The sequence below is a fragment of the Ruegeria sp. S263 genome, from assembly GCF_056780525.1.
In genome coordinates this window covers 675399-698467 of the sequence record NZ_CM165558.1, presented here as the reverse complement: position 1 = coordinate 698467, position 23069 = coordinate 675399, and the positions used below count along the sequence as shown (strand labels likewise).

25 protein-coding genes are annotated in these 23069 nt (G+C 59.3%); 8 read left to right on the top strand and 17 right to left on the bottom strand.

All coding sequences use genetic code 11. From position 1 onward, the window contains the following. Positions 1 to 19 precede the first annotated feature (19 nt). A complete protein-coding gene (gene soxR / locus ACT2B1_RS03465) occupies positions 20 to 475 on the bottom strand; it encodes a redox-sensitive transcriptional activator SoxR (RefSeq protein ID WP_171122641.1) in 456 nt (151 codons plus the stop codon). Positions 476 to 561: 86 nt separating this feature from the next. Here soxR and ACT2B1_RS03460 point away from each other — a divergent pair, with 86 nt between their 5' ends. From ACT2B1_RS03460 to ACT2B1_RS03450, 3 genes are all read left to right on the top strand, one after another. Beyond that, a complete protein-coding gene (locus ACT2B1_RS03460; RefSeq protein ID WP_171239906.1) occupies positions 562 to 942 on the top strand; it encodes a VOC family protein in 381 nt (126 codons plus the stop codon). A gap of 141 nt (positions 943 to 1083) precedes the next feature. After that, positions 1084 to 1554: a transcription elongation factor GreA gene (greA, locus tag ACT2B1_RS03455; protein ID WP_171122645.1), complete on the top strand. Its 471-nt coding sequence runs from the start codon at positions 1084 to 1086 to the stop codon at positions 1552 to 1554. A gap of 14 nt (positions 1555 to 1568) precedes the next feature. After that, the gene (locus tag ACT2B1_RS03450; protein WP_481668572.1) at positions 1569 to 2561 is read left to right on the top strand and encodes a hypothetical protein; all 993 of its coding nucleotides are present in this window, start codon (positions 1569 to 1571) and stop codon (positions 2559 to 2561) included. On the opposite strand, the gene ACT2B1_RS03445 is transcribed toward ACT2B1_RS03450, so the two are convergent. The 5 genes from ACT2B1_RS03445 to ACT2B1_RS03425 all read right to left on the bottom strand — a co-directional run bounded on the left by ACT2B1_RS03445 (position 2558) and on the right by ACT2B1_RS03425 (position 6994). After that, the gene (locus tag ACT2B1_RS03445; protein ID WP_171239908.1) at positions 2558 to 3823 is read right to left on the bottom strand and encodes a molybdopterin-binding protein; all 1266 of its coding nucleotides are present in this window, start codon (positions 3821 to 3823) and stop codon (positions 2558 to 2560) included. The two genes, ACT2B1_RS03450 and ACT2B1_RS03445, sit on opposite strands and share 4 nt — an antisense overlap. Further along, on the bottom strand, positions 3820 to 4311 hold the full coding sequence (mobB, locus tag ACT2B1_RS03440) for a molybdopterin-guanine dinucleotide biosynthesis protein B (RefSeq protein ID WP_171122651.1): 492 nt from the start codon (positions 4309 to 4311) through the stop codon (positions 3820 to 3822). The genes ACT2B1_RS03445 and mobB overlap by 4 nt, the downstream gene beginning before the upstream one ends. Continuing rightward, complete coding sequence (gene mobA / locus ACT2B1_RS03435) at positions 4308 to 4952, bottom strand: molybdenum cofactor guanylyltransferase MobA (RefSeq protein WP_481668571.1); 645 nt, start codon at positions 4950 to 4952, stop codon at positions 4308 to 4310. The genes mobB and mobA overlap by 4 nt, the downstream gene beginning before the upstream one ends. 47 nt (positions 4953 to 4999) lie before the next feature. Beyond that, a complete protein-coding gene (locus ACT2B1_RS03430; RefSeq protein WP_481668570.1) occupies positions 5000 to 5953 on the bottom strand; it encodes an AEC family transporter in 954 nt (317 codons plus the stop codon). A gap of 99 nt (positions 5954 to 6052) precedes the next feature. Beyond that, a complete protein-coding gene (locus ACT2B1_RS03425) occupies positions 6053 to 6994 on the bottom strand; it encodes a formate dehydrogenase accessory sulfurtransferase FdhD (RefSeq protein WP_254449179.1) in 942 nt (313 codons plus the stop codon). Here ACT2B1_RS03425 and ACT2B1_RS03420 point away from each other — a divergent pair. Together ACT2B1_RS03420 and ACT2B1_RS03415 are read left to right on the top strand one after the other, a co-directional pair. Then, positions 6993 to 7709: an AzlC family ABC transporter permease gene (locus tag ACT2B1_RS03420; RefSeq protein WP_171122657.1), complete on the top strand. Its 717-nt coding sequence runs from the start codon at positions 6993 to 6995 to the stop codon at positions 7707 to 7709. The genes ACT2B1_RS03425 and ACT2B1_RS03420 overlap by 2 nt on opposite strands. Then, positions 7706 to 8038, top strand: coding sequence for an AzlD domain-containing protein (locus tag ACT2B1_RS03415; RefSeq protein ID WP_171122659.1), 333 nt, complete (start codon positions 7706 to 7708; stop codon positions 8036 to 8038). Before ACT2B1_RS03420 ends, ACT2B1_RS03415 begins: the two co-directional genes overlap by 4 nt. Here the strand turns inward: ACT2B1_RS03415 and ACT2B1_RS03410 are convergent. The 7 genes from ACT2B1_RS03410 to ACT2B1_RS03380 all read right to left on the bottom strand — a co-directional run bounded on the left by ACT2B1_RS03410 (position 8027) and on the right by ACT2B1_RS03380 (position 14537). After that, entirely contained in the window at positions 8027 to 8659 is a 633-nt protein-coding gene (locus ACT2B1_RS03410) for a hypothetical protein (RefSeq protein ID WP_171239911.1), read from the bottom strand. The genes ACT2B1_RS03415 and ACT2B1_RS03410 overlap by 12 nt on opposite strands. Positions 8660 to 8680: 21 nt before the next feature. Continuing rightward, a complete protein-coding gene (locus ACT2B1_RS03405; RefSeq protein ID WP_171122663.1) occupies positions 8681 to 8815 on the bottom strand; it encodes an aa3-type cytochrome c oxidase subunit IV in 135 nt (44 codons plus the stop codon). A 68-nt stretch (positions 8816 to 8883) separates the two neighbouring features. Continuing rightward, positions 8884 to 9444, bottom strand: coding sequence for a hypothetical protein (locus tag ACT2B1_RS03400; protein ID WP_481668569.1), 561 nt, complete (start codon positions 9442 to 9444; stop codon positions 8884 to 8886). Then, positions 9431 to 11269: a glycerophosphodiester phosphodiesterase gene (locus ACT2B1_RS03395; protein ID WP_481668568.1), complete on the bottom strand. Its 1839-nt coding sequence runs from the start codon at positions 11267 to 11269 to the stop codon at positions 9431 to 9433. The genes ACT2B1_RS03400 and ACT2B1_RS03395 overlap by 14 nt, the downstream gene beginning before the upstream one ends. A 64-nt stretch (positions 11270 to 11333) precedes the next feature. Next, positions 11334 to 11783: a DUF6173 family protein gene (locus tag ACT2B1_RS03390; protein ID WP_171122669.1), complete on the bottom strand. Its 450-nt coding sequence runs from the start codon at positions 11781 to 11783 to the stop codon at positions 11334 to 11336. Between the two features lie 4 nt (positions 11784 to 11787). Then, positions 11788 to 12834: an MBL fold metallo-hydrolase gene (locus ACT2B1_RS03385; protein WP_481668567.1), complete on the bottom strand. Its 1047-nt coding sequence runs from the start codon at positions 12832 to 12834 to the stop codon at positions 11788 to 11790. Continuing rightward, positions 12834 to 14537, bottom strand: coding sequence for an acyl-CoA dehydrogenase (locus tag ACT2B1_RS03380; protein ID WP_171239914.1), 1704 nt, complete (start codon positions 14535 to 14537; stop codon positions 12834 to 12836). The genes ACT2B1_RS03385 and ACT2B1_RS03380 overlap by 1 nt, the downstream gene beginning before the upstream one ends. Positions 14538 to 14674: 137 nt before the next feature. Here ACT2B1_RS03380 and ACT2B1_RS03375 point away from each other — a divergent pair, with 137 nt between their 5' ends. Beyond that, a complete protein-coding gene (locus tag ACT2B1_RS03375; protein WP_481668566.1) occupies positions 14675 to 15625 on the top strand; it encodes an L-threonylcarbamoyladenylate synthase in 951 nt (316 codons plus the stop codon). Here ACT2B1_RS03375 and ACT2B1_RS03370 read toward each other — a convergent pair whose 3' ends face one another. Beyond that, positions 15626 to 16180 carry a YqgE/AlgH family protein gene (locus tag ACT2B1_RS03370; RefSeq protein WP_171122677.1) on the bottom strand — a complete coding sequence of 185 codons (555 nt, stop codon included), beginning with the start codon at positions 16178 to 16180 and terminating at the stop codon, positions 15626 to 15628. It lies immediately after the preceding gene. Positions 16181 to 16325: 145 nt separating this feature from the next. On the opposite strand from ACT2B1_RS03370, the gene ACT2B1_RS03365 reads away from it, so the two are divergent. After that, positions 16326 to 17138: a protein-disulfide reductase DsbD domain-containing protein gene (locus tag ACT2B1_RS03365; protein ID WP_171239916.1), complete on the top strand. Its 813-nt coding sequence runs from the start codon at positions 16326 to 16328 to the stop codon at positions 17136 to 17138. A 5-nt stretch (positions 17139 to 17143) separates the two neighbouring features. After that, positions 17144 to 17563, top strand: a complete 420-nt coding sequence (locus tag ACT2B1_RS03360) for an NUDIX hydrolase (RefSeq protein ID WP_481668565.1) — start codon at positions 17144 to 17146, stop codon at positions 17561 to 17563. On the opposite strand, the gene ACT2B1_RS03355 is transcribed toward ACT2B1_RS03360, so the two are convergent. The 3 genes from ACT2B1_RS03355 to moaB form a co-directional block, all read right to left on the bottom strand. After that, a complete protein-coding gene (locus ACT2B1_RS03355) occupies positions 17560 to 20958 on the bottom strand; it encodes an efflux RND transporter permease subunit (protein WP_481668564.1) in 3399 nt (1132 codons plus the stop codon). The genes ACT2B1_RS03360 and ACT2B1_RS03355 overlap by 4 nt on opposite strands. A 6-nt stretch (positions 20959 to 20964) precedes the next feature. Continuing rightward, positions 20965 to 22419, bottom strand: a complete 1455-nt coding sequence (locus tag ACT2B1_RS03350) for an efflux RND transporter periplasmic adaptor subunit (RefSeq protein ID WP_171239918.1) — start codon at positions 22417 to 22419, stop codon at positions 20965 to 20967. A gap of 104 nt (positions 22420 to 22523) precedes the next feature. Continuing rightward, positions 22524 to 23066, bottom strand: a complete 543-nt coding sequence (moaB, locus tag ACT2B1_RS03345; RefSeq protein ID WP_171239919.1) for a molybdenum cofactor biosynthesis protein B — start codon at positions 23064 to 23066, stop codon at positions 22524 to 22526. Between the last annotated feature and the right edge of the window lie 3 nt (positions 23067 to 23069).

Genomic DNA, 23069 nt, shown 5'->3' with positions numbered 1-23069 from the left:
CATTGCTGCAATGCGGCAGTTATGCCTCGGGAGAGTCCCCCATCAGATACCTGGGACCGCTACCATAGGACTTGGCACGGTCATCCGGGTTGTAAAGCGCGCATTTCGGCAGGCTCAGGCACCCGCAACCAATACAGCCGTCCAGATTGTCGCGCAGTCGTGTCAGTGTCTCGATTCGCTGATCCAGATGGGTCCGCAACCCGACACTGATTTTCTGCCAATCCTTTGGGGTCGGGGTCCGATTGCCCGGCAAGCCTGACAACACTTCACGGATTTCGGGCAAGGTCAGGCCGAACTGTTGTGCGATCATGACAAAGCTCAGCCGACGAATATCGGCGCGTTGATACCTTCGCTGCCCGCCCGCATTCCGCCAAGGCGCGATCAGGCCCTGCGCCTCGTAATATCGAATGGCCGAAACTGCCAACCCCGTACGCCGTGCAAGAGCGCCAATTGCAAGCCCCTCAGATACCGCCATTTTACCCTCATAAATATCTTGACCTAAAGTTAGGTTTAGAAATTACGGTGAGTCGGGACAAGCTTCAAACTTAAAAAGGAGTTCCCATGATGGCGACGCTTGAACACACAAACTTCACGGTCCGCGACCCTCAGGCTTCGGCCAAGTGGATGCACGATGTCTTTGGCTGGAAAACCCGCTGGGAAGGACCGGCGATCGCGGGCGGATATACGGTCCACGTGGGCAGCTCGCACACCTATCTGGCACTTTACGCACCCAGCGATCCCAAACCATCAGGCGAAAGCAGCTATGACATCATTGGCGGGCTTAATCATGTTGGTGTTCTGGTCGAAGATATCGACGAAACCGAAGCCCGGGTTGTCAAAGCCGGGTTCACGCCAAAGTCGCACGCGGACTACGAACCCGGTAAACGGTTCTACTTTGATGACGAAAACGGCATAGAATTCGAAGTCATTAGCTACGACTAGGCTGTAATCCGCAGGTTGGGCGGCTTCGCCCCCTTGCATTTCCCGCGCCATTTGGGTCAGGTATTTGACGACCCATCAATTCGCCCCGACGCTTGTCTCATGCGGCGGGGCGAAACAATTTTATGCGTGGACGAAAAGAACATGGAAAAAATTCCGATGACGCCCGCGGGCAATGCCGCGCTCGAGGCGGAACTGAAAAACCTCAAGTCGGTCGAGCGCCCGGCGATCATCGAAGCCATCGCCACGGCCCGCGAGCTTGGCGATCTGAAGGAAAACGCCGAATACCATTCGGCCCGTGAAAAGCAGGGCTTTATCGAAGGCCGCATCAAAGAGCTGGAAAGCATCCTGTCGCTGGCAGATGTGATAGACCCTGCCAAGTTGTCGGGCGCGATCAAGTTCGGTGCAAAGGTCACGCTTGTCGACGAAGACACGGATGAGGAAAAGACCTGGCAGATCGTGGGTGAGTATGAGGCCAATATTGAAAACGGCCTGCTCAACATCAAATCCCCCATCGCCCGCGCCCTGATCGGCAAGGACGAGGGGGACAGCGTCGAAGTCCGCACCCCCGGCGGTGTGCGCTCTTATGAGATTTTGAACATAGAATACGCCTGACCGGAGCGGTAACCATGTCCGAGCCCACGCCAGAGCAGGAAGACGAGCGGCCGACCGCACTGGGCATATATGACAAGCCTGCAACGCCGTCAGTGACCGAAATCGAGATTGTCGCGATCGCGCTCAGTGTGATCTGGCTGATCGTGTCGGTCGTGTTTCTGGTCCTGCCCGGCAAGGTGGAAGGCGGCAGCTTTGTCGTCACCTTGCTGGCCGTCTTCATGCCCGTCGTGATGATCTGGGTTGCGGCCACGTCGATGCGTGCCAGCCGGGTCATGCGTGAAGAAAGCGCCCGGCTGCAAACCGCCATTGACGCGATCCGGCAGGCTTACGTGATGCAGCAACAGCGCGCCGCCAGCGGGTATGAACCCGCCGTTACCAAGAAACTGGATGAAATCGCTCAGACCGCGAAAAAGACCGAAAGCGCACTGGCAACCTTTTCGACCCAGCGCACCGAACCCGCGCGTAGCACAATCAACAGTGGGACAGGGGACCAAACTTCGCTGGAGCTGGGCACGCAGGCCGACGAGATTGCCCCGCGGCTGAGCACGGATGTCTTTATTCGCGCGCTGAATTTTCCCGAGACACAGGAGGACACCGAAGGCTTCGACGCGCTGCGGCTGGCCCTGAAGGATCGAAAAACGGCGCAGTTGGTGCAGGCGTCACAGGATGTTCTGACCCTGCTCAGTCAGGAAGGCATCTATATGGACGACCTGCGCCCCGACATGGCGCGACCAGAAGTCTGGCGACAGTTCGCCCAAGGCGCGCGCGGTCGCGCCGTTGCGGCATTGGGCGGAATTCGAGACCGATCGTCCCTTGCACTGACAGCTGCACGCATGAAGCAGGACCCGATTTTTCGGGACGCGGCACATCATTTCCTGCGCCGGTTCGATCACATGATTGTCGAGTTTGAACCGGATGCCAGCGATGCCGATCTGACCGCGCTTGGTGATACGAGAACCGCGCGGGCTTTCATGCTTTTGGGGCGTGTGGCCGGTACGTTCGACTAAAGCCCGAAACTGCCATAGGGAATAAACCGCACCATGTCGCCCGGCTGAATGTGGCGGGCACCGTCCTCGATCTCGACCAGACCCTCCGCCCAGCTCAGCCCGCTGATCCGACCGGACCCTTCCGAGGCAAAGACTTCGACTCGGCCCCCGCGAACACGGCCGCGCAGATATTCACGTCGTCCGGGTTTCTTGTGTTTTTCAAACGCGGCAGGAAGATCAAAGCCCTGCGGCGTCGACCAGCCCTCGCCCGCCAAAAGACCAAGCGCTGGCCGTGCAAAAATCAGCGTGCAGACCAGCGCCGCCACGGGATTACCCGGCAAGCCGAAAACAGGGGTTTCCTTCCACATCCCAAGCGCCAGAGGGCGCCCCGGCTTCAATGCAATCCGCCATTCCTGCATTGCACCGGCCTGTTTTAACAAGGCTGACACGTGATCTTCATCCCCCGCCGATGCCCCGCCGCTTGTCAGGATTACATCCGACTGCCCGGCTGCAAGATCCAACCTGTCCTTTAGGATCGCACGAACATCGGGGACACGCCCCAGATCAACCGCTTCGAATCCCATTTTCCCGATCATCGACAAAAGCATCGGGCGGTTGGCGTCGAAAATCTGACCCGGCCCAGCGATGTCGCCGGCTTCAATCAACTCATCGCCTGTCGACAGAACGGCAACGCGCAACTTGCGGCGGACCGGCACCTCGGCAATCCCTATCGCCGAAAGAAGCGCAAGATCTGCCGGGGTCAACCGTCGCCCGGCGTCCAAAACAGTATCGCCTTCGTTCACGTCCTCTCCGGCGCGGCGGGCGTTTGCGCCTTTCCTGAGCGGGCCGTGAAAGGCGATATGGCCATCCTTGACGGTGACGTCTTCCTCGAGAACGACAGTGTCCACGCCCTCGGGCAAGGCGGCGCCCGTCAAAACCCGTAGGGCATGGCCCGAGGCCACCCGCCCCTCAAAGGGCATCCCTGCCGCTGCACGTCCATCTTGCAGGGGCATCACCTGCGGCCCTTCCGGGGCAGCGCCAGAAAACCCATACCCATCCACGGCGGAATTCGGCTGCGGCGGGTTTGAACGCAGCGCCTGAATATCTTCAGCCAGAATTCGCCCCTCGGAGTCCGAGACCGGAGTCGTCTCAGACCCGGTCACACCTGTCAGCCTGTCCTGTAACAGAGCCAGGGCATCATCCACCGGCGTCCAGCTCACCCCGGCGGGCAGCGCAAAACAATCGTTGCTCAATGGGGGCGGTGCGATGTTCGGTTTGCTCATAACCCGACTTCCTGCAGGATAAAATCTGCGATGGCCTTTGTGTCGTTCAGGTCGAAAACGGGCACATTCAGGTCCATCAGTGTATCGCTGGCCACGGCGCGGATCGTGTCATTCTCCTCCGCCAACAAGCTATTACCGGGCTCGGCCCTGAAAGCTTCGATCTTGGGATGGGCTTCACGTTTGAAACCTTCGATCAGAACCAGATCAACCGGAGTCAGTCGGGCCAGAAGGCTTTTCAAGGACGGCTCGGGCGCTCCGCGCAATTCCTGCATGATGGCGATCCGTTGGCCCGAAGCCAGCAAAACCTCATTGGCCCCGGCGGTACGATGGCGATAGCTGTCGGTGCCCTTCTGATCGACATCTACACTGTGATGCGCGTGTTTGACGGTGGACACGGAAAATCCGCGCCCGCTGATTTCCGCCACCAGACGTTCCATCAACCCGGTTTTGCCTGCGTTCTTCCAGCCGGTGACGCCATAAACTCTCATGCCTGCGCCAACAATTTCTGCGCCCGGTCCAGATCATCCGGCGTGTTGACGTTGAAGAAAGGATCAAACGGATCAACAGGAAACAGCGCCTCGCGCCCCGCATGTTGATCCGTCCACAGGACGACTTTGCGCAAACCACCCTGCAAAGCCGCGCGCAGGTCGTCACGCAACGCCACGGGCCACAGTCCGAATGTCGGATGCCGGTTGATCTTTTTCCCACCCCCGGATTTCAAGGCCTCATCCCCTGTGCGCGGCGTGGTTGCAAGAACCAGCGGGTTGGCCTGCCCTTCTGCTGCCTCGGTCAGGCGCATAACCAGATCGCGCGGAAAGAACGGCGTATCGGCGGCGGCGGTAACGATACATTCAGCATCCTGTTCAGCCGCCCAGTCGAGCCCGGCCAAAACGCCCGCGAGCGGGCCTGCAAACCCTTCGATCGTGTCGGGAACAATCGGCAGGTCGTACCCACCAAACCGGGTCGGATCGCCATTCGCGTTCAGCGCCAGATCAGCCACCTGCGGGCGCAACCGGCCAATCACGTGGTCCAGCAGGCTTTTGTCGCCAATTTTCAGCAGGCCCTTGTCTCCACCCCCTATCCGGGTGGCCAGACCGCCTGCAAGGATAACGCCGAGAGGTTTGTTCATTCCTGTACCTGATTGGGATCAGTCGCTTACAACCTTGTAAATCGAACTCAGTTCAATTGGAACGCGGTTGGATAAAGGTTGTGCAATACAAATAACCACATAATCAACGTTCCCACCGACAAAAACGACGTTGCGGAAACGATGTGCGCGGCCAGTTGCGGTTCCTGATCATAGTGCTTGGCAAGCAGAAAGATGTTCTTGGCGGTCGGAACCGCCGCTGAAACCGTTGCGGCGATTGTCCAAAGTGGGTCCAGACCAATCAGATGCGCCGCCAGAAGCACCAGCCCGGGCGCAGCGATCAGCTTGACCAGTGTCAGAAGCAGGATCAAAGGCCCCGTTTGAATAATCGTCCGCACGCTGGTCGTGAAGCCGATTGCGAACAGCGCAACCGCGGCCAAAGCTTGGCTCAGAAGTTCAAGGTAATCGGATACCGAATCCGAAAACCCGATCCCGGTGAAGGAATACGCGATTCCCAGCAATGTGGCCGCGATGATCGGATTTTTCAGCACGTTCAGGAAAATCCTGTAGATTGGTGTCTTGGCGCTGGCCTTATGTCCAGCCGAGCTTTCCAACACGGTCGTCATGACCAAAAGCATCAAGGCGACAACCAGATTCGCCAACACAGCCGGTAGCGCACCCTTGGCTCCGAAAATCGCGTGTAGAACGGGCAACGCAACTAAAGCCGTGTTCGAGGCAACCCCGGCAAAGGCCGCGACGGTGGCAGAACCGGTCTCAAATCCCGTGAAACTTTTCAAACCTGCGAAAAGCAGCACAAACAAAAGCAGCAACGTCCCGCCGTAAGACAGATAGAACCCATAATTAAGAAGATTTTGGAACTCTTCCTGCCCGATCAGATAGAACATGATGGCCGGGATCAGGACATAAACCGCAAACTGGACCAGCGCGTCAGACGTGTCCTGGCCCAAAAGGTTCGTCCAGGAAAATACGTATCCGGTCAGGATTACCGCGAAAACCGGCGCGATAAGATTAATCAGCTCCATGTTGCCATCAGGCGGGAATTCACCTGCACTCCTGTTTGCTATACCCCATACTAGGGCATATCTGTCGGAATTCGCAGTATTATTTATAAAGTGCCATTTCTAGCCCAGTGCGCTTTTCCGTTTGTGCTTTTTCTCTTCAATCGGAACGGTTGCCGGATCCACGTCCCGCACGAGCCGATCTTCGCCTGCCAGACACACGAAACGCTGCCCGCGCATCCGACCGATCAGCGTCAACCCAACCTCGCGCGCGATCTCAACGCCCCAGGCCGTGAAACCCGAACGGGATGCCAGAACAGGAATACCCATCATGGCCGTCTTGATCACCATTTCCGAGGTCAAACGACCTGTGGTGTACAGGATCTTGTCCTCTGCCGCTTCGCCCTCGGACAGCATCCAACCGGCGATCTTGTCGACCGCGTTGTGCCGACCCACGTCCTCCATATAAACCAACGGGCGGTTTTCCCGGCACAACACCGTGCCATGGATCGCACCCGCCTCAAGATAGAGCGAGGGTGTGCGGTTGATCTTGGCCGCCAGATCATAAAGCCACGATGTGCGCACGGTGACCTGAGGCAAGCGCACGTCTTCGAGACCCTCCATCATATCCCCAAAGACGGTTCCAACGGCGCAGCCACTGGTACGGGTCTTTTTCTTGAGCTTATCCTCATAAGACGTCTCGCGCGCCGTGCGGACAACGACGATTTCCAGATCTTCATCGTAATCGACACGGGTAATCTGGTCGTCAGGCAGCAGCATGCCCTGATTGCGTAGAAAACCCAGCGCCAGATATTCGGGGTAATCGCCAATGGTCATGGCGGTCACGATTTCCTGTGAGTTCAGGAAAATCGTCAGCGGACGTTCTTCCACCACTGAAATCTGGCTGGCCTCGCCATTCTGATCCACACCTTCGACGGCACGTGTCAGGCGGGCCGCCCTGGGGTCGGGAGCGATGATGTAGTCTGACAGGTTCTGTTCCGTGGCCAATTGCAACCCTTTCCCAAGACCGCTACTGCTGCGATCAACACCATAGGATTTAGCCATGGCAGACACCACATCCAAGTCATACTTCTGGAAAGGGTTTCGGGACGGGACCCCGTTTATCTTTGTTGCGATCCCGTTCGGCACACTGTTCGGCGTGTTTGCGACCGAAGCAGGCTTGAACATCGTCCAGACGATGGCTTTCACCTCAACCGTTTTTGCCGGGGCCGCCCAGTTTGCCGCCCTGCAACTGCTGCAAGATCAGACCCCGACCGCGATCATTCTGGTATCCGCCTTGGCGGTGAACCTGCGCATGGCGATGTACTCGGCCTCATTGACGCCGTTTCTGGGCGCGGCCCCGATGTGGCAGCGTGCTTGCGCGGCCTATCTAACTGTCGACCAATCCTATGCCAGTTCGATCGTTCAGTTCGAGAAAGAGCCAAACATGACCGTCCCGCAACGGATGGCCTATTTCGTCGGCTCGGTCACGCCGATCACACCTCTTTGGATACTGGCAACCTACCTCGGCGCGGTTCTAGGTACGCGTATTCCGGAAAGTTGGGCACTGGATTTTGCCCTGCCGATCACATTTCTGGCGATGATCGGCCCAATGATGCGCACCCTGCCTCATGTGGCGGCGGCACTTGTTGCGATCATTGTGTCCCTGCTGACGGTGGCGATTCCGTTCAATCTGGGCCTGCTGATCGCCGGGTGCGCCGGCATGATCGCAGGCGCGCAGGCCGAATTGATGGCCGAACGCAGAAAGGCCGCCGCATGACACAGCCTGATCCTGTCACTATCTGGACCATCATCATCGGGCTTGCCATCGGCAGCTATGCCCTGCGCTTTGTCTTTATCGGCCTGGTCGGAGATCGCCCGATGCCGCCATGGTTGCTGCGCCATCTGCGCTATACGGCCGTGGCAATCATTCCTGCGCTGATCGCGCCGTTGGTCGTCTGGCCCACGGCAACAGGCGGTCAACCCGACGCACCGCGCATGGCAGCGGCGGCTGTGGCCATAACTGTCGGACTATTCACCAAGAACGTGATCGCGGCCATCTTCAGCGGGGCCGCAACGCTTTACGGGCTGCTCTACCTATTGGGCTGAGTCAGCCTCCAACTGGTTCAGTTGCTCATTATTAAAGGCGAGACCGGTTTGAAGATCGGCGTCGTCGTTTTCCCGGTATTCAGCGGTTTGAACACCCGGTAGCTGGGCAAACTGGTCCGACAACTTAACGGGATAGAACGTGGTTTCGATCTGCTCGAACCCCGGCACTTGCTGCAGCAACTGGGCGGTCGAATTGGCACAGAATGCACCTGCAACCGGCCCCGATTGCTTGGCAAGCTGCAGGGCAATCTCGGCCTGTTGGGGGGTCACTTCGACAGTTTGAATGCGCGCATAATGCGTTTCGCGCGCGTGGCTGCTGCGATAAGCGCGTTCCACATTCGGGGTAATGCCGTACAGGACGTCGTCCTTGATCGGCACCACATCCGCCCTGAATGATCCGGCGGGGTCAAAGATCACCCTTTCGCTGCCGCTGATCATCAGCGACGTATGGGCACCTGAACCCGTCCGGGTGCTGATCATTGTATAAAGGGTCAGGCTCGACGGCCCCGGATCGCGATAGGACCGCGCCGAAATTTCAGCCAAATCCGCCTGCGGACGCTGTGACCCAGCGCAACCCACAACTGTCACAGCCAGCAGGCAGGCAATCAAAACCCTGATCACGGCCAACCCCGTTTTTCGGATTTAAGCGGCAAAAACCGCCAGGAAAAGGCAGAGGAAGGCGATGGCAACCACACACCATGTGGTCGCTTTGATGAACCCGTTGAAGGTTTTGGTTTGGACGGTGATGTCCATTTCGCCGTGCTTGTGTTCAGCCATGATTGTCAGAATCCCAATTCGCGTGTTTGAGATGTTGGATAATCGAAAATCCCGGGCCTGTCACCACGTCATTCGCGCGCAGGGGTCAGGGGTGGAAACACCGAACATCCCGGATAGCCGAACCCCCAGCGCCACGGAAGCCCGGAACACGGAGCTCCGCCAAATCGGACGGCTGCGTGCATTGCTTCGGCGGTCACGGAGTGCGCTAGGCGGATCTGATCCGGCGTCATGTCATAGCGCTGTGCGTAGCCATCGGCGTGGTCTTCTCCGTGCTGTTTGACACAGGCGCGCAAGGCGCTGTCCGCTGCCACGCGGGCCGCGAAACTGTCATCGGCCGTAAGCGCGCCACCGGCATTGTGATAGGCGCGGTCATGGGTGACGCAGCATCCCTCCCACGGCGGGTGGGCTTCGTAGAGCGCGCTGAACTTGGGAAATGTATCCGCAACAAAACGCCAGCTTGCCGACAGGCCGCCCGAACAGCCATCTGTTTCAAACGGCGTCAAGGCGGCCTCGTCCAATTGCGCGACCAAGGCGCGATGCGCGGGCATTTCGATGCTGCGCAGGACATCCTGCGAATGCGCAGGTGATGCGATCAGCCCCACCGCAAAAATCAGGTTACGGGCTGTCATCTCGCATCGCCTCTGTGTCTATTGACAGACCAAACGCGTTGGCCAGCCACAGCACCAACCGCTCACCCGGCCCCATTTCGGCACGTGCGCGCAGAACTTCGTTTGCCATAGCGGGGCGGTCTGTGATCAGCCCGTCCACGCCCATCGACGCCATCGCAGACATCTGCAGCGGATCATTGACCGTCCAGACATAGATGTCCTTGCCCGCCGCCTGAACCGAACGCACCAGCCCCGGCGTGGCCATCGCAGCATTTACAGCGACAAAATCCCCTTCAAGCCCTGACAGATCACCGATTGCGGTGGCCGCAAGAACCCCGGCGCGCCAGTCCGGGCGCAATTTCTTCATCTTTTGCACGGCCGGATACTTCAGCGACATCGTGGCGATGTCGTCCTGCATATCGAGTTCCTCGACCAAGGCCGCCACGCGGTTTTCCAGATCAACGTCGTGACCATAGTATTTCAATTCGATGATGACCTTGGACTTGCCCTTGGCCGCCGCCAGCACGTCGCGCAGGGTCGGGGTGCGTTCTTCCGCGTATTCGGGGTCAAACCAACTGCCGACGTCGATCTCGGCCACCTCTTCAATGGTCACATCCCAAACCTTGGTGGGGACGCCCGCCAGTTTCATGAAATCGCTGTCATGAGCAACGATCACCACATCATCCGCAGTTTCCTGCACGTCGATCTCGACCCAGTCGGCGCCGTCCTCGATCGCCTTCAGGACAGCCGCCATCGTGTTTTCCGGCCGCAAGGCAGCGGCCCCGCGGTGGCCAATGACCTCGGCCCGGTCGGGGGCCTGTACCTGTTCCAACAGATGCTGACCAAACCACAGACCGATCAGCACCGCGACCACAGCGCCGCCGACTGCGGTGAACAACGGCACCCGCAGGCTGCCGGGTTCGGGGTGTGGAGGCTCATCCGTCCTGATTTCAAAGAACCTGTCCAGAACCACGGCCAATGCGCCCAGCGCGGTCGCTGCCAAAACCAGCCCCGCCAGCGACCATAACCCGGCAATCAAAAGGCTGTAGGTCAATGCCAGGCGCAGGTTCGAGCTGTCCTGAAGTGGCACGATGGCGAACAGCACCCCGGCAACCCATGCAATCAGCGTCGCAATCAGCAGCCGCACTATCAGCCACACCGCAAGTTCGATCTTTAGCTGCCCCCGTTTCCCTTCCATCCTTTCGGTGCTGAGGGCGAAGGTCTCAGCCGGGCGCACCTGTTCGAACAGAACCAGATGCAGCGACAGCGCCCATCCCGACAATCTACGGATCAGAACCCAGGCCATGACCAGCAAAACAGCCCCGATCAGAACCACGGCCAACCAAAAAGAGGGCGGTTTGAAAGTCAGGTAATAGTTGATGTCATATTCCGTCAGTGTCCACCAAGCGATCAGGGCAGACACCGCAGCGAAGGGCAAAACCAACAGCAAGACCCGCAGAACAAACCGCACCGCGAAGCCAAACAGCGCTGGAAGGCTCGACAAAATCAGGCCGATGGCAGCGCTTCCTGCGCGCCATGGGTCAGATTCCCCCATCCGCAGCGATCCCGTCATGACAGAAAATACGAACACTTCGGCCAGCAGAAACAGGCTCAGAACGGCGACAGCGACCAAAAAACCGGCCGGAGATAGGACAAAGGCCGCGATGTCCTGATCCGTCAGCGCCGTCTGGCTGGACAGTGAAACTGCAAGGTTCGCGGCAATCGCCAGCCCCGGTGTGATAAGCGCGATCAAAAGCAGACGCACCACGAAATAGATCGGAACAAACACGCGGCGGCGCGCCCATGCGCCTTTGTAGGCATTTGTAACGGCTGAGAAACTTGTCACCTGACGCCCCCCTGAATGATCCCTTCATTCAAGGCCGCGCCGTCACGAATTGCAAGTCAGGCGATCAGCTTTCTTCCAGATTAGCCGCCAGCCGGAACCCGATGCGATTTGCGGGTTTGTCTTCGACCGATTTCGGCAGGGCGCGCAGCATCACGTTCAATTGGCTCACATGCTGCACAAGCTGGGTTCGCGCACCAGTCGCGTCCGAACCGTAGAAAGTGATGACATCGGGGTCAAAATACCCCATCCCTTCGATCCGCATTACACCCGCATCGCCGCCGGTAAAGCCCATCGCGATCTCGTGGTCGCTGTCCAATGTCTGCTCAAAGTTCTGGATGTACAGGATCAGACGCTCATAGGCCCATTGCGCAGGGCTTTTGGTTTCTACGGGCGTCTTCAACGGGTCGGGCAGGTCTTTTGCACCGGATTTCGCATCGGGGTTGGAATGAACCTCGTAACATCGGGGAAGGGCCGCGGATTCTGCTGCCTCGGCCGAGGTTTCGATCTTGTCCATACCTTTACCCTTTGCGCTGAAACTCCCACGCCCCGTCCGCGCGGAGCGTCCGGGTGACAGCACCAATGTGGTAAAGATGGTTGAGATGTGCAACCGACTCAACCAAAGCCAGCCCGTACTCACCCTCGGAAATCTTGCGTTTGAACAGCGGAAGGAAACAGTCGGCGGCGGTTCTGGGCGTGTCCAGATAGTCGCGCAGGCGATCCAGTGCACTGTGGTGGTTTTCGATCAACTGCTTCATCCGTAGTGGCAAACCGGTAAATGGCAGCTTATGCCCACCCAGCGCCAGTTGGTCAGGCCGGGCCAGACCTTGCAGACGCTCGCACGCCTCCAGCCATTCAGCGACCGGGTCCGCCATCGGTTCGGTGACAAAGACGCCAAGGTTGGGACTGATCGAACTGAGAATCTGATCACCCGTAATCACCAGATTGTCGTCGCGGCTCCAGAATGTGGCATGTTCGGGTGCGTGGCCATTGCCCATATGCACGACCCAGTCGCGACCACCCATGCGGATCACGCCATCCTGCTTGATCCGGGTAAAGCCCAACGGCATCGAATAAACCGTGTCGCAATAGTTAAAGGGCCGCTCGGTCAAGCGCTTGGCCAGAATGTCCGGCGCCATGCCGGCGCTGCGATAGTAGTCCAGCGTTTCCTGCGGCCAGTTTTCCTGCACATCCAGCGTCAGCATTCGCGCGAACAACCACGCCGTGCGGGTCGTGATCAGTTCCGCGTCGTGTTCGGATTGAAACCAACCTGCATTGCCGATGTGATCCGGATGATGGTGGGTGACCACCACGCGTTTGACCGGCTTACCCGCCAAGGGGCCAGCCATCAGGGTTTCCCAGATGGCACGGGTCTTATTCGACGAGAATCCGGTGTCGATCAGCGTCCATCCATCACCGTCATCCAACGCATAGACATTGACATGATCCAGCGCCATGGGCAGCGGTAACCGCATCCACAGAATACCTTCGGCGACCTCGATCGCTTGGCCCGTAGCCGGAGGCTCGGGCCATGGATAGCGGATCGCCAAAGAGGTATCGCCGTCCATCAGGCTGCCAGCTCGTCCGCGCTGAGGGCATAGACATCGTCCGCGCCGTTCTGCGCCTGCGCCAGAAGACCCGCGAATTCAGGCAGCAGCGCATTTACATAGTAGCGCGCCAGCTTAAAGCGGGGGCCTTCCGGTTCCGCCAGAGCCGCCTTGAGGTGATAATGCCCACCCAAAACACGCGCGAAGGCGTGCAGATAAGGCACCGCACCTGCGAAACGGGTATTCATGTCGGTCTGCGACACAAGCCATTCGGTAGCTTCACGCAGGCTCTCGGTGGCTTCCCAGACAGGTCCGGCCAATTCGGGCATAGTCGCGCGCGCTTTTTCTGCGTGATCTTCGATTTCGTCCAGAAGGCGGCTGGCCGCTTCGCCACCATCCATCATCTTGCGGGCAACAAGGTCCATGGCCTGAATGCCGTTGGTGCCTTCGTAGATCGCAGTCACACGGACGTCGCGGTAAAACTGTGCAGCTCCGGTTTCTTCGATGAAGCCCATGCCGCCATGCACCTGAACACCGGTTTCCGAGACACGCATACCGGTTTCGGTGCCGAACGCCTTGCAGATCGGGGTCAGCAATGCCGCACGCGCGCTCCATTCCGCGTCGCCAGTGGCATCGGCCATGTCGATCGCAGCCGCATTTGCCAGCATGATCGAGCGCGCAGCAAAAGTGTCGGCCCGCATCGCCATCAACATCCGGCGCACATCCGCGTGGTCGATAATGGTCCCGGACGGTGTCTTGCCCTGTTTCCGTTCCAAAGCGTATTGCACCGCGTGCTGATAGGCACCTTCCGCAGCACCCACTCCCTGACCGCCAACGCCCAGGCGCGCGTTGTTCATCATGGTGAACATCGCGGCCATGCCGCCATGTTCCTTGCCCACAAGCCAGCCCTTGGCGCCGTCATACTGCATTACACAGGTCGGCGACCCATGCAGGCCCATCTTGTGTTCCAGCGAAACCACTTTCAGGTCATTGGCCACACCGGGGTTTCCACTCTCGTCCGGCAGGTATTTTGGCACCAGAAACAATGAGATACCTTTTGTGCCCGGCACTCCATCGGGCAAACGCGCCAGAACCAGATGGCAGACGTTTTCGGCAAAATCGTTGTCACCCCACGAGATATAGATCTTCTGACCTGACACCGCATATGTGCCGTCGCCATTGGGTTCCGCTTTTGAAGTCAGCGCGCCAACGTCCGATCCGGCCTGCGGTTCGGTCAGGTTCATGGTGCCCGACCATTCGCCTGCGATCATCTTGGGCAGGTACAACTCTTTCAACTCATCACTGGCGTGATGTTCCAGCGCCTCGATCTGGCCCTGTGTCATCAAAGGGGCCAGTTGCAGCGACAGACAAGTGGCAGCCATCATTTCGTTTACTGCTGTGGTCAAAGTCATCGGCAGGCCCATGCCACCATATTCGGGGTCCGCGCTCATCCCGATCCAACCGCCTTCGGCAATCGCTTTCCAGCCGTCCGCATAGCCCGGCGAGGTGCGCAGCACGCCGTTTTCCAGACGCGCGGGTTCCAGATCACCGGGGCGTTGAAGCGGTGCCATAATCTCTTCGCACATCTTCCCGGCTTCGGTCAGGATGGCGCTGACTACGTCCTCGCTGGCTTCCGCGAATTTTTCAGTCGCAGCGATCTGGTCAAACCCGATCGCGTTTCGTAGCAAAAATTCATAATCAGCGATTGGCGCGCGGTACGGCATGTCTTCCCTCGGAGTTGTTTCGTTCGGTTTAGTATGGCGGGGTTGGAAATTCCACCGCCGACCTATATGCATCTGGGTTTGAACGATTACGTAGCTTTACCAATGTTACACGCAATCAAAACGCAGCGTCACCGCCAATGAGTCCTAACGGCACACGGGAATATACCGCGACCCCCAGCGGAATAGCGCAGGCTGCGGACCTGTTACGGCAGGGGCTGTTGGTCGCCTTTCCGACCGAAACGGTTTACGGGCTCGGCGGAGATGCCCGAAATGGCGAGGCCGTGGCCAGCATTTACGCCGCCAAGGGACGCCCCAGTTTCAACCCGTTGATCGCGCATGTTGCGTCTGTCGAAGCCGCTCAACGCTTTGTTGAATGGTCCGATCTGGCGGAAAAGCTGGCGCGAGCTTTTTGGCCCGGTCCGCTAACATTGGTGCTGCCCTTGCGCCCAGACCACGGCATCTCTTCTCTGGTGACCGCCGGGTTGGACACGCTGGCCGTGCGCGTTCCAGCGCATCCCACGGCACGCGCGCTGCTGGGTGCGTTTGACGGGCCAGTTGCGGCGCCTTCGGCCAACCCTTCGGGTCAGATCAGCCCGACCACGGCCGATCACGTGCGGGCCGGGCTGGACGGTCGCATCGCCGCCATTCTGGACGACGGGCCCTGTGGTGTGGGATTGGAATCCACCATCGTCGGGTTGGCTGGCGCCCCGGCCCTGCTCCGCCCCGGCGGAGTGGCGCTGGAACAGATCGAATCCGTTCTGAACACTAAACTGCATCTCCACCTGCCGGGGGACCCGTTATCCGCGCCGGGGCAATTGCAGTCGCATTACGCCCCGGACGCACCTGTTCGGCTAAACGCCTGCGAAACGCAGGGCGACGAAGTTCTGCTGGGGTTTGGGGCGGTCGAATGCGATTCGAATCTGTCGCCGGACGGAAACCTGACCGAGGCAGCGGCCAATCTGTTTGCCGCGCTGCACAGCCTTAACGAGACAGGCCGGCCCATTGCGGTATCGCCGATCCCGGATCACGGTTTGGGTGTGGCTATCAATGACCGGCTCCGCCGTGCAGCCGCCCCGCGCGATAGCTGATCAGGCGCGCCCGGCGCTGGCCGACAAAGTCAGCGGGTCCACACCCAGCGTTGCAAGTGTAGCTTCCCATTTCTCATCATCAGGAACGTCGAACACAAGCCGCGACGACGCCTCGGTCGTCAGCCAACCGTTTTGGGCGATCTCATCCTCAAGCTGCCCCGGCCCCCAACCAGAATAGCCCAGCGCCAGCGTGGAATTCAAAGGCCCCTTCCCCGAGGCAAGATCTTCAAGCACGTCCAAAGTGGCGGTCATGCTGAAATCGTCCGAGATTTTCATCGAATGCAGGTTCGCGTCGTAATCCGAACTGTGCAGCACAAATCCACGGGACATTTCGACCGGACCTCCGAAATGGACCAGACGCTCGCCTATGATCGGGATCTCGCAGGCGATATTTAGCTGTTCAAGCAGGGCTTTGATCCGCAGGTCCGACGGTTTGTTCACAATCAGCCCCATGGCACCGTCTTCCCCGTGGCTGCACATATAGACCACCGAATGATCAAAGCGCGGATCCCCCATGCCGGGCATGGCAATCAACAGTTTTCCGGTCAGGTCCATAAGATGCCATCTCTTGCTGAGTACCTTTCAACAATGGCCTTGGGGGGGTTGGATTGGCAAGGGATCAACGCAGATTTCCGCGGATTTCATTCTGGTGACCGGAACGTGACTTGGATTCTGGCCCAACTCCGCGCATGTATTGGGTATGAAAGTAAACGGGACATTACCTGCGGTCGCATTGACCCTGAGCTTTTTGACATCCGGGCCAGCTTTGGCTCAGGTCACAGGGTCGGTGGTCGAACTGGACGTGCTGGATGGGGGTCGCACCGCGCAGGGCACCTATCTGGGGGCTATGCGTGTGACTTTGCAGGAAGGTTGGAAAACCTACTGGCGCGCGCCCGGAGATGCCGGAATTCCGCCTCAGTTTAACTGGAGCGGCTCGGACAATGTGGGCGATATATCCTTTACATGGCCCGCGCCCTCGGTCTTCGATCAGAACGGTTTGAAATCTATCGGATACCAGGATCAACTGGTTCTTCCCGTTGAAATCACACCGAAGAATGCCGCCAAACCCGTTCGCTTGCGGGGAACAATGGATTTGGGCGTCTGCAAGGATGTGTGCATCCCCGAGCAGTTGGGCTTTGATCACACGCTGAATGCTGATGCAGGCCGCAATCCCGCGATCGCCGCCGCGCTTGCACAGCGCCCGTTTTCCGCGAAAGAGGCGCGCGTGGCGCACACCAGTTGCCGTCTGACACCCACGTCGGACGGAATGCAGATCGAAGCCCGCGTCACCATGCCCTCGGCCGGAGGGCGTGAGATCGCCGTGATCGAACCCGGCAACCCGATGCTGTGGGCCTCGCCCCCGGAAACGGAACGACAGGGTGACACGCTGGTTGCCACGTCTGAGGTGATCAGCGAATCCGGCGGTGCCTTTGCGCTGGACCGATCCGAGATTCGGATTACCGTTTTAGGCGCAAGCCACGCGGTTGATATTCAGGGGTGCAGCGCAGGCTGACAGGCATGACGCAAACTCCCAAAATCGGCGCATTGGCCGTCGTCGTCCATAACGAACAGGTTCTGTTGGTCCAGCGCAGCAAACAGCCCGACGCGGGGCTTTGGGGTTTTCCCGGCGGCCACGTAGAATGGGGCGAAACTGTTCTTGAGGCCGCGCAACGGGAATTGCGCGAAGAAACCTCGGTCATTGCCGAGCCTTTGCGATATCTGGATAATCTGGACCTTCTTCGCCGGGACGCGCAAGGCGCAGTGCTGTCACATTACCTGCTGGTCGGTGTCGCCTGTGCATACCGCTCAGGAACCCCTATTGCCGCAGACGACGCGCAGGATGCGCGCTGGTTTCCTTTGGATCAAATCCGTCGCGGCGAGCTGGCCATGAGCGACCGAGTGCCAGATTTGCTGGAAACCGCGCTAAACCGCGATTAGGCTGGCCGCCCTTTCAGACGTACATACAGCAGGCTGGACAATGTGACGGAAAGCAGAAGGATCAGCACCGCCCCGGCAAAGAAGGCGCCAAGCCCCATCTGCAATACAGCGAGTCCATCCTCACCGGCATAAAGTCCCGACAGCGGTCCAAACGGTATGCCGGTCACGGCTGGCAGAACCATCGTCACGCCAAGCCACAGCAACATGACCAGCCCCGTCACAGCCAGCGCACCGCGCACGACACGGTCCGGTGCCCGCAGCCCCCTGCGCATGGCTGTCATTGGGCGCGACAGGTCATTTAGAATGGCCAGCAGCGCAGGAACCAGCAGCAGAACCAGCAGCATCCCGAAGGCCAGCCCGTAGACCAGAGTAATAACCGTCGGCTTGAGGAATTGCGCCTGTTGCGACCCTTCATACAAAAGCGGCGTGAGTCCCAGAACAGTAGTCAGCGTCGTCAGCATCACCGGCCGCAAACGGTCTGCCGTTCCTTCAATGATCGAAGGCACAAGCCCACGCTCTTGCCGGTAAGCATCGATGGTCGTCACCAGAACAATCGAGTTGTTGATGATGATCCCAGTCATCCCCAACAACCCCACTACTGTGAACATGCTCAGCGGCACGTCCCAGACGTAGTGCCCCCAAATCGTTCCGACCAAGCCAAACGGTATGATCGCCATAACGACCAGAGGTCGCGTCCAACTGGCGAAGACCCAGGCCAAAACCAGATAAATCCCCGTCAGGCACAAAATCAGACCAGTCCGCGCCTCGGACAGGAATTCATCCTCCTGTTCACTCAGGCCTGCCATCGTCCATTCGACCTGACGCTCCGAGGCGATACCGGGCAAAATCTCTTCCTGCATCGCGCGGGCGATTTCGGCGGCCCGGGCGGGGTCATCCTCGGAAATGTCGCCATAGACCGAGACCACCCGCAAGCCGTTCTCGCGCCGCACGGTCGAGAACCCGGACTTTCGCTGTACGGACACGATATCGGCCAAGGGTACATAAACGCCGTCTGGCGTGCGCATCAGCGTTCGCTCAAGGAAGTCGGCGGTCAGTTCCCCCTCGGGAAGTTCCACGCGAATCTCGGCGCTTCGGGGACCATCGGGGAAGGTGGCGGCCTCAATACCGTTCAACCGGTCGCGCAGAACCCGACCCAGCGTTTCGATCCGGAAACCCAGCGCCTGCCCCTGCGCTGTGAGATCCAGAATGAACTCTTCCTTGTCATATGCCAGATTATCTTCAAGGGCCGAGACTTCGGGGTATTTCGAAAGTTCGGATTGCAGATCTTCAGACGCGGATTTGAGCGTATTTACGTCCGCGCCATAAAGCTGAACGTCAATCGCATCACCACCCGGACCGGACCGCCAGCCCCGGAAGCTGAGGATTTCCACCTTGGGATGGCGCGGAACAAAGTCCTGTAGCTCGCCCACAAATTCAAAGCTGGAATAAGGGCGCAGATCGGCGTCGATCAATTCAATCGAAATCCCGCCCAACAGGTCCGAATCCTTGCCATCCGCTGCCGACAAACCGCGCCCTGCTGTGCCGCCCACTTCGGCTAGCACGTATTCGATGGGATTGCGCCCATGGCGTTCTTCGTAAATCTCGCCCAGTTCTTCGGCTGCGCGTTGGACCTGCTGCATCATTGCCAGCGTGTCGGCGCGGGTCGCGCCCTCGACCATGATGAAATTGCCTGTGATCGAGCCGCGCTCGGGCGCGTTGAAGAACCGCCAGTTCACGTCGCCCCGAATGAAAAGCGCGATCTGGCTGGCCAGAAATACGATCATGACCGCAACGACGACATACCGCGCCCAGATTGCCCATGCGATCAAGGGCCGGAACAAAGTGTCCCGGACCCAACGGAACCCCCGATTTACCACCCGGTTAGGCAAGTCATACCAATGTTCCTTGGCCGAATGCGCGATTGCGTGGGCCATGTGGTTGGGCAGGATCAGAAAACACTCGATAAGCGAGGCGATCAGGACCGCGATGACAGTAAAGGGTATGTCGCGGATCAGCTCTCCGAACCGCCCGCCAATGGCAGTTAACCCGAAAAAGGCGATCACAGTTGTCAGGGTCGCGGCAAAGACAGGCATCGCCATGCGCCGCGCGGCGCGTTCGGCAGCGATCATGGGGGCCTCGCCCAGCCTTCGCGCCCGGAAATCCGCGTGTTCGCCAACAACAATCGCGTCATCGACAACGATGCCAAGCGTAATGATCAAGCCAAACAACGAGACCATGTTGATCGAAAGCCCGCCTATATACATGAAGGCGATGGCCGCAGACATGGCCACCGGAATACCCGCCGCAACCCAAAAGGCGATGCGCGCGTTCAGAAACAGGAACAGCAGGCAAACGACAAGCCCTAGCCCAACAAGCCCGTTGTCGATCAGAATATCCAGACGGTTGGTAATCGCCTGCGCTCGTGTGCGGATCAACTCAACCGTCACGCCTTCGGGCAGGCTAGCCTGCATCTCGGCAACCACATCTTCGACGGTATGCTGAATTTCAATGGCATCCCCGAGGTTCGAGCGGTCGACCCGCACGGACATGGCCGGGTTATCACCCACGTAATAACTGCGGTTCCGGTTGACGCCCTCCACCCGGATCACGGCGACATCGCCAATCAGAAGTTTTGAGCCGTCCTCGAAATTGCGGAGCGGAATGCCTTCGATTTCCTCTGGCGTCCGCTTTTCGGTGCCGGTCCGAATGCGCGCATTGGCTCCGGTAACATCACCTGCTGGATTCGCCGTTACTTCGGCAGCGATGGCCGAGGCGATCTCGGACAGGGTGATATCATTTGCGATAAGCTGCGCTGTCGGAACTTCGACCACGATACGAGGGGCCGCAAGGCCACGGATCGTCGTCCGCGTGACACCCACGGCGAACAGGCGGTTGATCAACTCATCGGTGAACTTGGCCAGATTGTCAGGCGCGACAGGTCCTGTGACCACCACATCCGTAACTCGGTCGCGCCACCCGCCGCGGCGTATAGTCGGTTCGTCGGCGTCTTCCGGCAGGTTGGTCACACCGTCGACGGCGGTTCTGACATCCTCCACTGCGCGGGACATGTCCCAGTTGGGCTCAAACTCCATCCGAATACTTGCCCGCCCCTCGCGCGAGGTGGTTTCGGTACTGGCCACCCCCTCGACCGCCAACAGCGCAGGTTCAAGAAGCTGAACGATGCCATTGTCCACGTCTTCGGGACCGGCCCCGTCCCACGCGACGTTCACATCGACGCGCTCAAGAATGACATCGGGAAAAAACTGCGCGCGCATGTTCGGGATGGCCGCTGCCCCCAGAACAAGCATGACAAGCAGCAAAAGATTGGCGACCGTCCTGTGCCGGGTAAAGTAGCTGAGAACGCCGCCTGCCGCACCGGGTATGTCGCGCATCATCGGGCCTTACCCCCCTGCCCGATTTTCCAGACGCCGCACAAGTGACGCCGGCACTTTCGCCTCACGCAACTGCCCCAGAACGCGGTCCTTCACAGCATCCGGCATTCGATCACTGGCTTCGACCTGCGCCACCAACCGCGCGCGTTGTTCTTCGGTCAGCTCGACCATATCGGCCAATGCGCCTGCGTTGGCCTCGGCTCGCAGGGGTCGCACCCGGACACCCGCCCCCAGCAGGGGCGTTCTGCCGACCACAACCTCTCGGCCTTCCAGACCCTCACCGCGCAACAAGACCTCATCCCCCTGACGACGAACAAGCTGCACAGGCAGCGACTCAAGCCTATCCCCCTCGCCCAGCACCAAAACCGTGCCGACCGCATCCAGAACGGACGAGGGCAGGCGCACGACGTTGTCCAACGGTTGTTCCTCAACAGTGACCGTCACGAAATCGCCGGGCTTGAACCCGGATGCATCGTCCAGACGGGCATAGATCAACCGCCCGGTCTGCCCTTCGCCCGCCGAACCGCTGTCGCGGCTGATGCGCCCTTGCGCCATCAGGTCGGTGCCTGTGACCTCGAGCGACACTGTGACAGGCGCGTTGATCAACCCGCCCTGCGCATCCAGCAGGCGTACATATTGCGCAGTCGATACACGGAACGCCACCTCCAGCGCATTCGGATCGACCAGTTCAGCCAGCTTTTCATTGGCGGACACCAAGCGCCCTTCGACCAGCGTCACATCTGTCAGCGTACCGCCAAACCGCGCCTTTACTGTCATGTCATCCAGATCGCGCTCGGCGGCCTCCAGCGCGATACGCGCCCGCGCCAGCAGGGTGGTCGCCTGATCCACGCGCGATTCCGCCTGCGCCAGTGCAATCCGCCGCGCCAGAACCGACTGTTGAGCGGATGCCTCGGCCAGTTCAGCCTCTTCCACGGCGGCCGGGGTTCCGACGCCCCGCGTCTGCAAGTCTTTCTGACGCTGCAAGGCACGACCGCGCAGGCCTGCCTGCGCCTCGGCCGAATTCAACTCGTCCTGCGCCAGCAGCAAAGACCGCTCGGCATCGCGTTCTTCGAACTGAGCGTCCAGAAGATCGGATTTCGCACGATCCAGTGCAGATTGCGCATCGGCGGGGTCAAGCTCGACCAACACTTCGCCTTGTGTCACCACACCGCCATCTTCGAAGTCTTCGGACAGCGAAATCACCCGCCCGCCCAAAGCCGCGCGTAGTTCCAGCCGCCTGCGGCTTTGCACTTCGCCGAAGGCCTCCAGATAGGGGATGACAGTCGTAAGCTCGGCTGGCTGGACGGAAACGGCAAACACACGCTCGCGCGCCTGCGGAGCCTCATCGTCGCGTGTCAGCACATCCTGAACAGCACCCGAAATCATTTGGACAGCCACAAACAGCAGGGCCAGCGTCACAGACGCCAGGAACACACCGACAAGGCTCTGCCGTAGAAATCGCATTCACTTTTACCCCGGTTGCATCAGGCTGCCATTTGCAAAAGGTAGCCGGGCTGTCGAAATTGCCAAGCTACAAAGCACGTTAAACGCTTAAACGTGTGAACAGTTTACTTCCGTCGCAGATGTTCGTCCAATCTGGGCATTATTTCCACGAAATTGCAGGGCCGGTGTCGGTAATCGAACTGTTTTTTCAAAATGCCGTCCCACGCATCCTTGCACGCGCCGGGGCTGCCGGGCAGCGCAAACAGATAGGTTCCTCCGGCCACGCCGCCGGTTGCGCGGGATTGCACCGCCGAAGTGCCGATTTTCTCCATCGACACTATGGTGAAAACGGTGCTAAACGCGTCGATTTCTTTCTCATAGACGTCGCGATGCGCCTCGACTGTTACATCGCGCCCGGTCAGTCCGGTACCACCGGTCGAAATCACGACGTCGATTTCCGGGTCCGCGACCCAATTCCGCAACTGCGCAGCAATCTCGGCACGCTCATCCCGGATGATCTTGCGGTCCGCGACTGTATGGCCAGCCCGTTCGATCCTGTCGACAAGCGTCTGGCCCGAGCGATCTTCCTCCAGCGCGCGCGTATCCGATACGGTCAAAACAGCGATCCGGACGGGGATGAAATCCAAGGTTTCGTCAATGCGCGACATTTA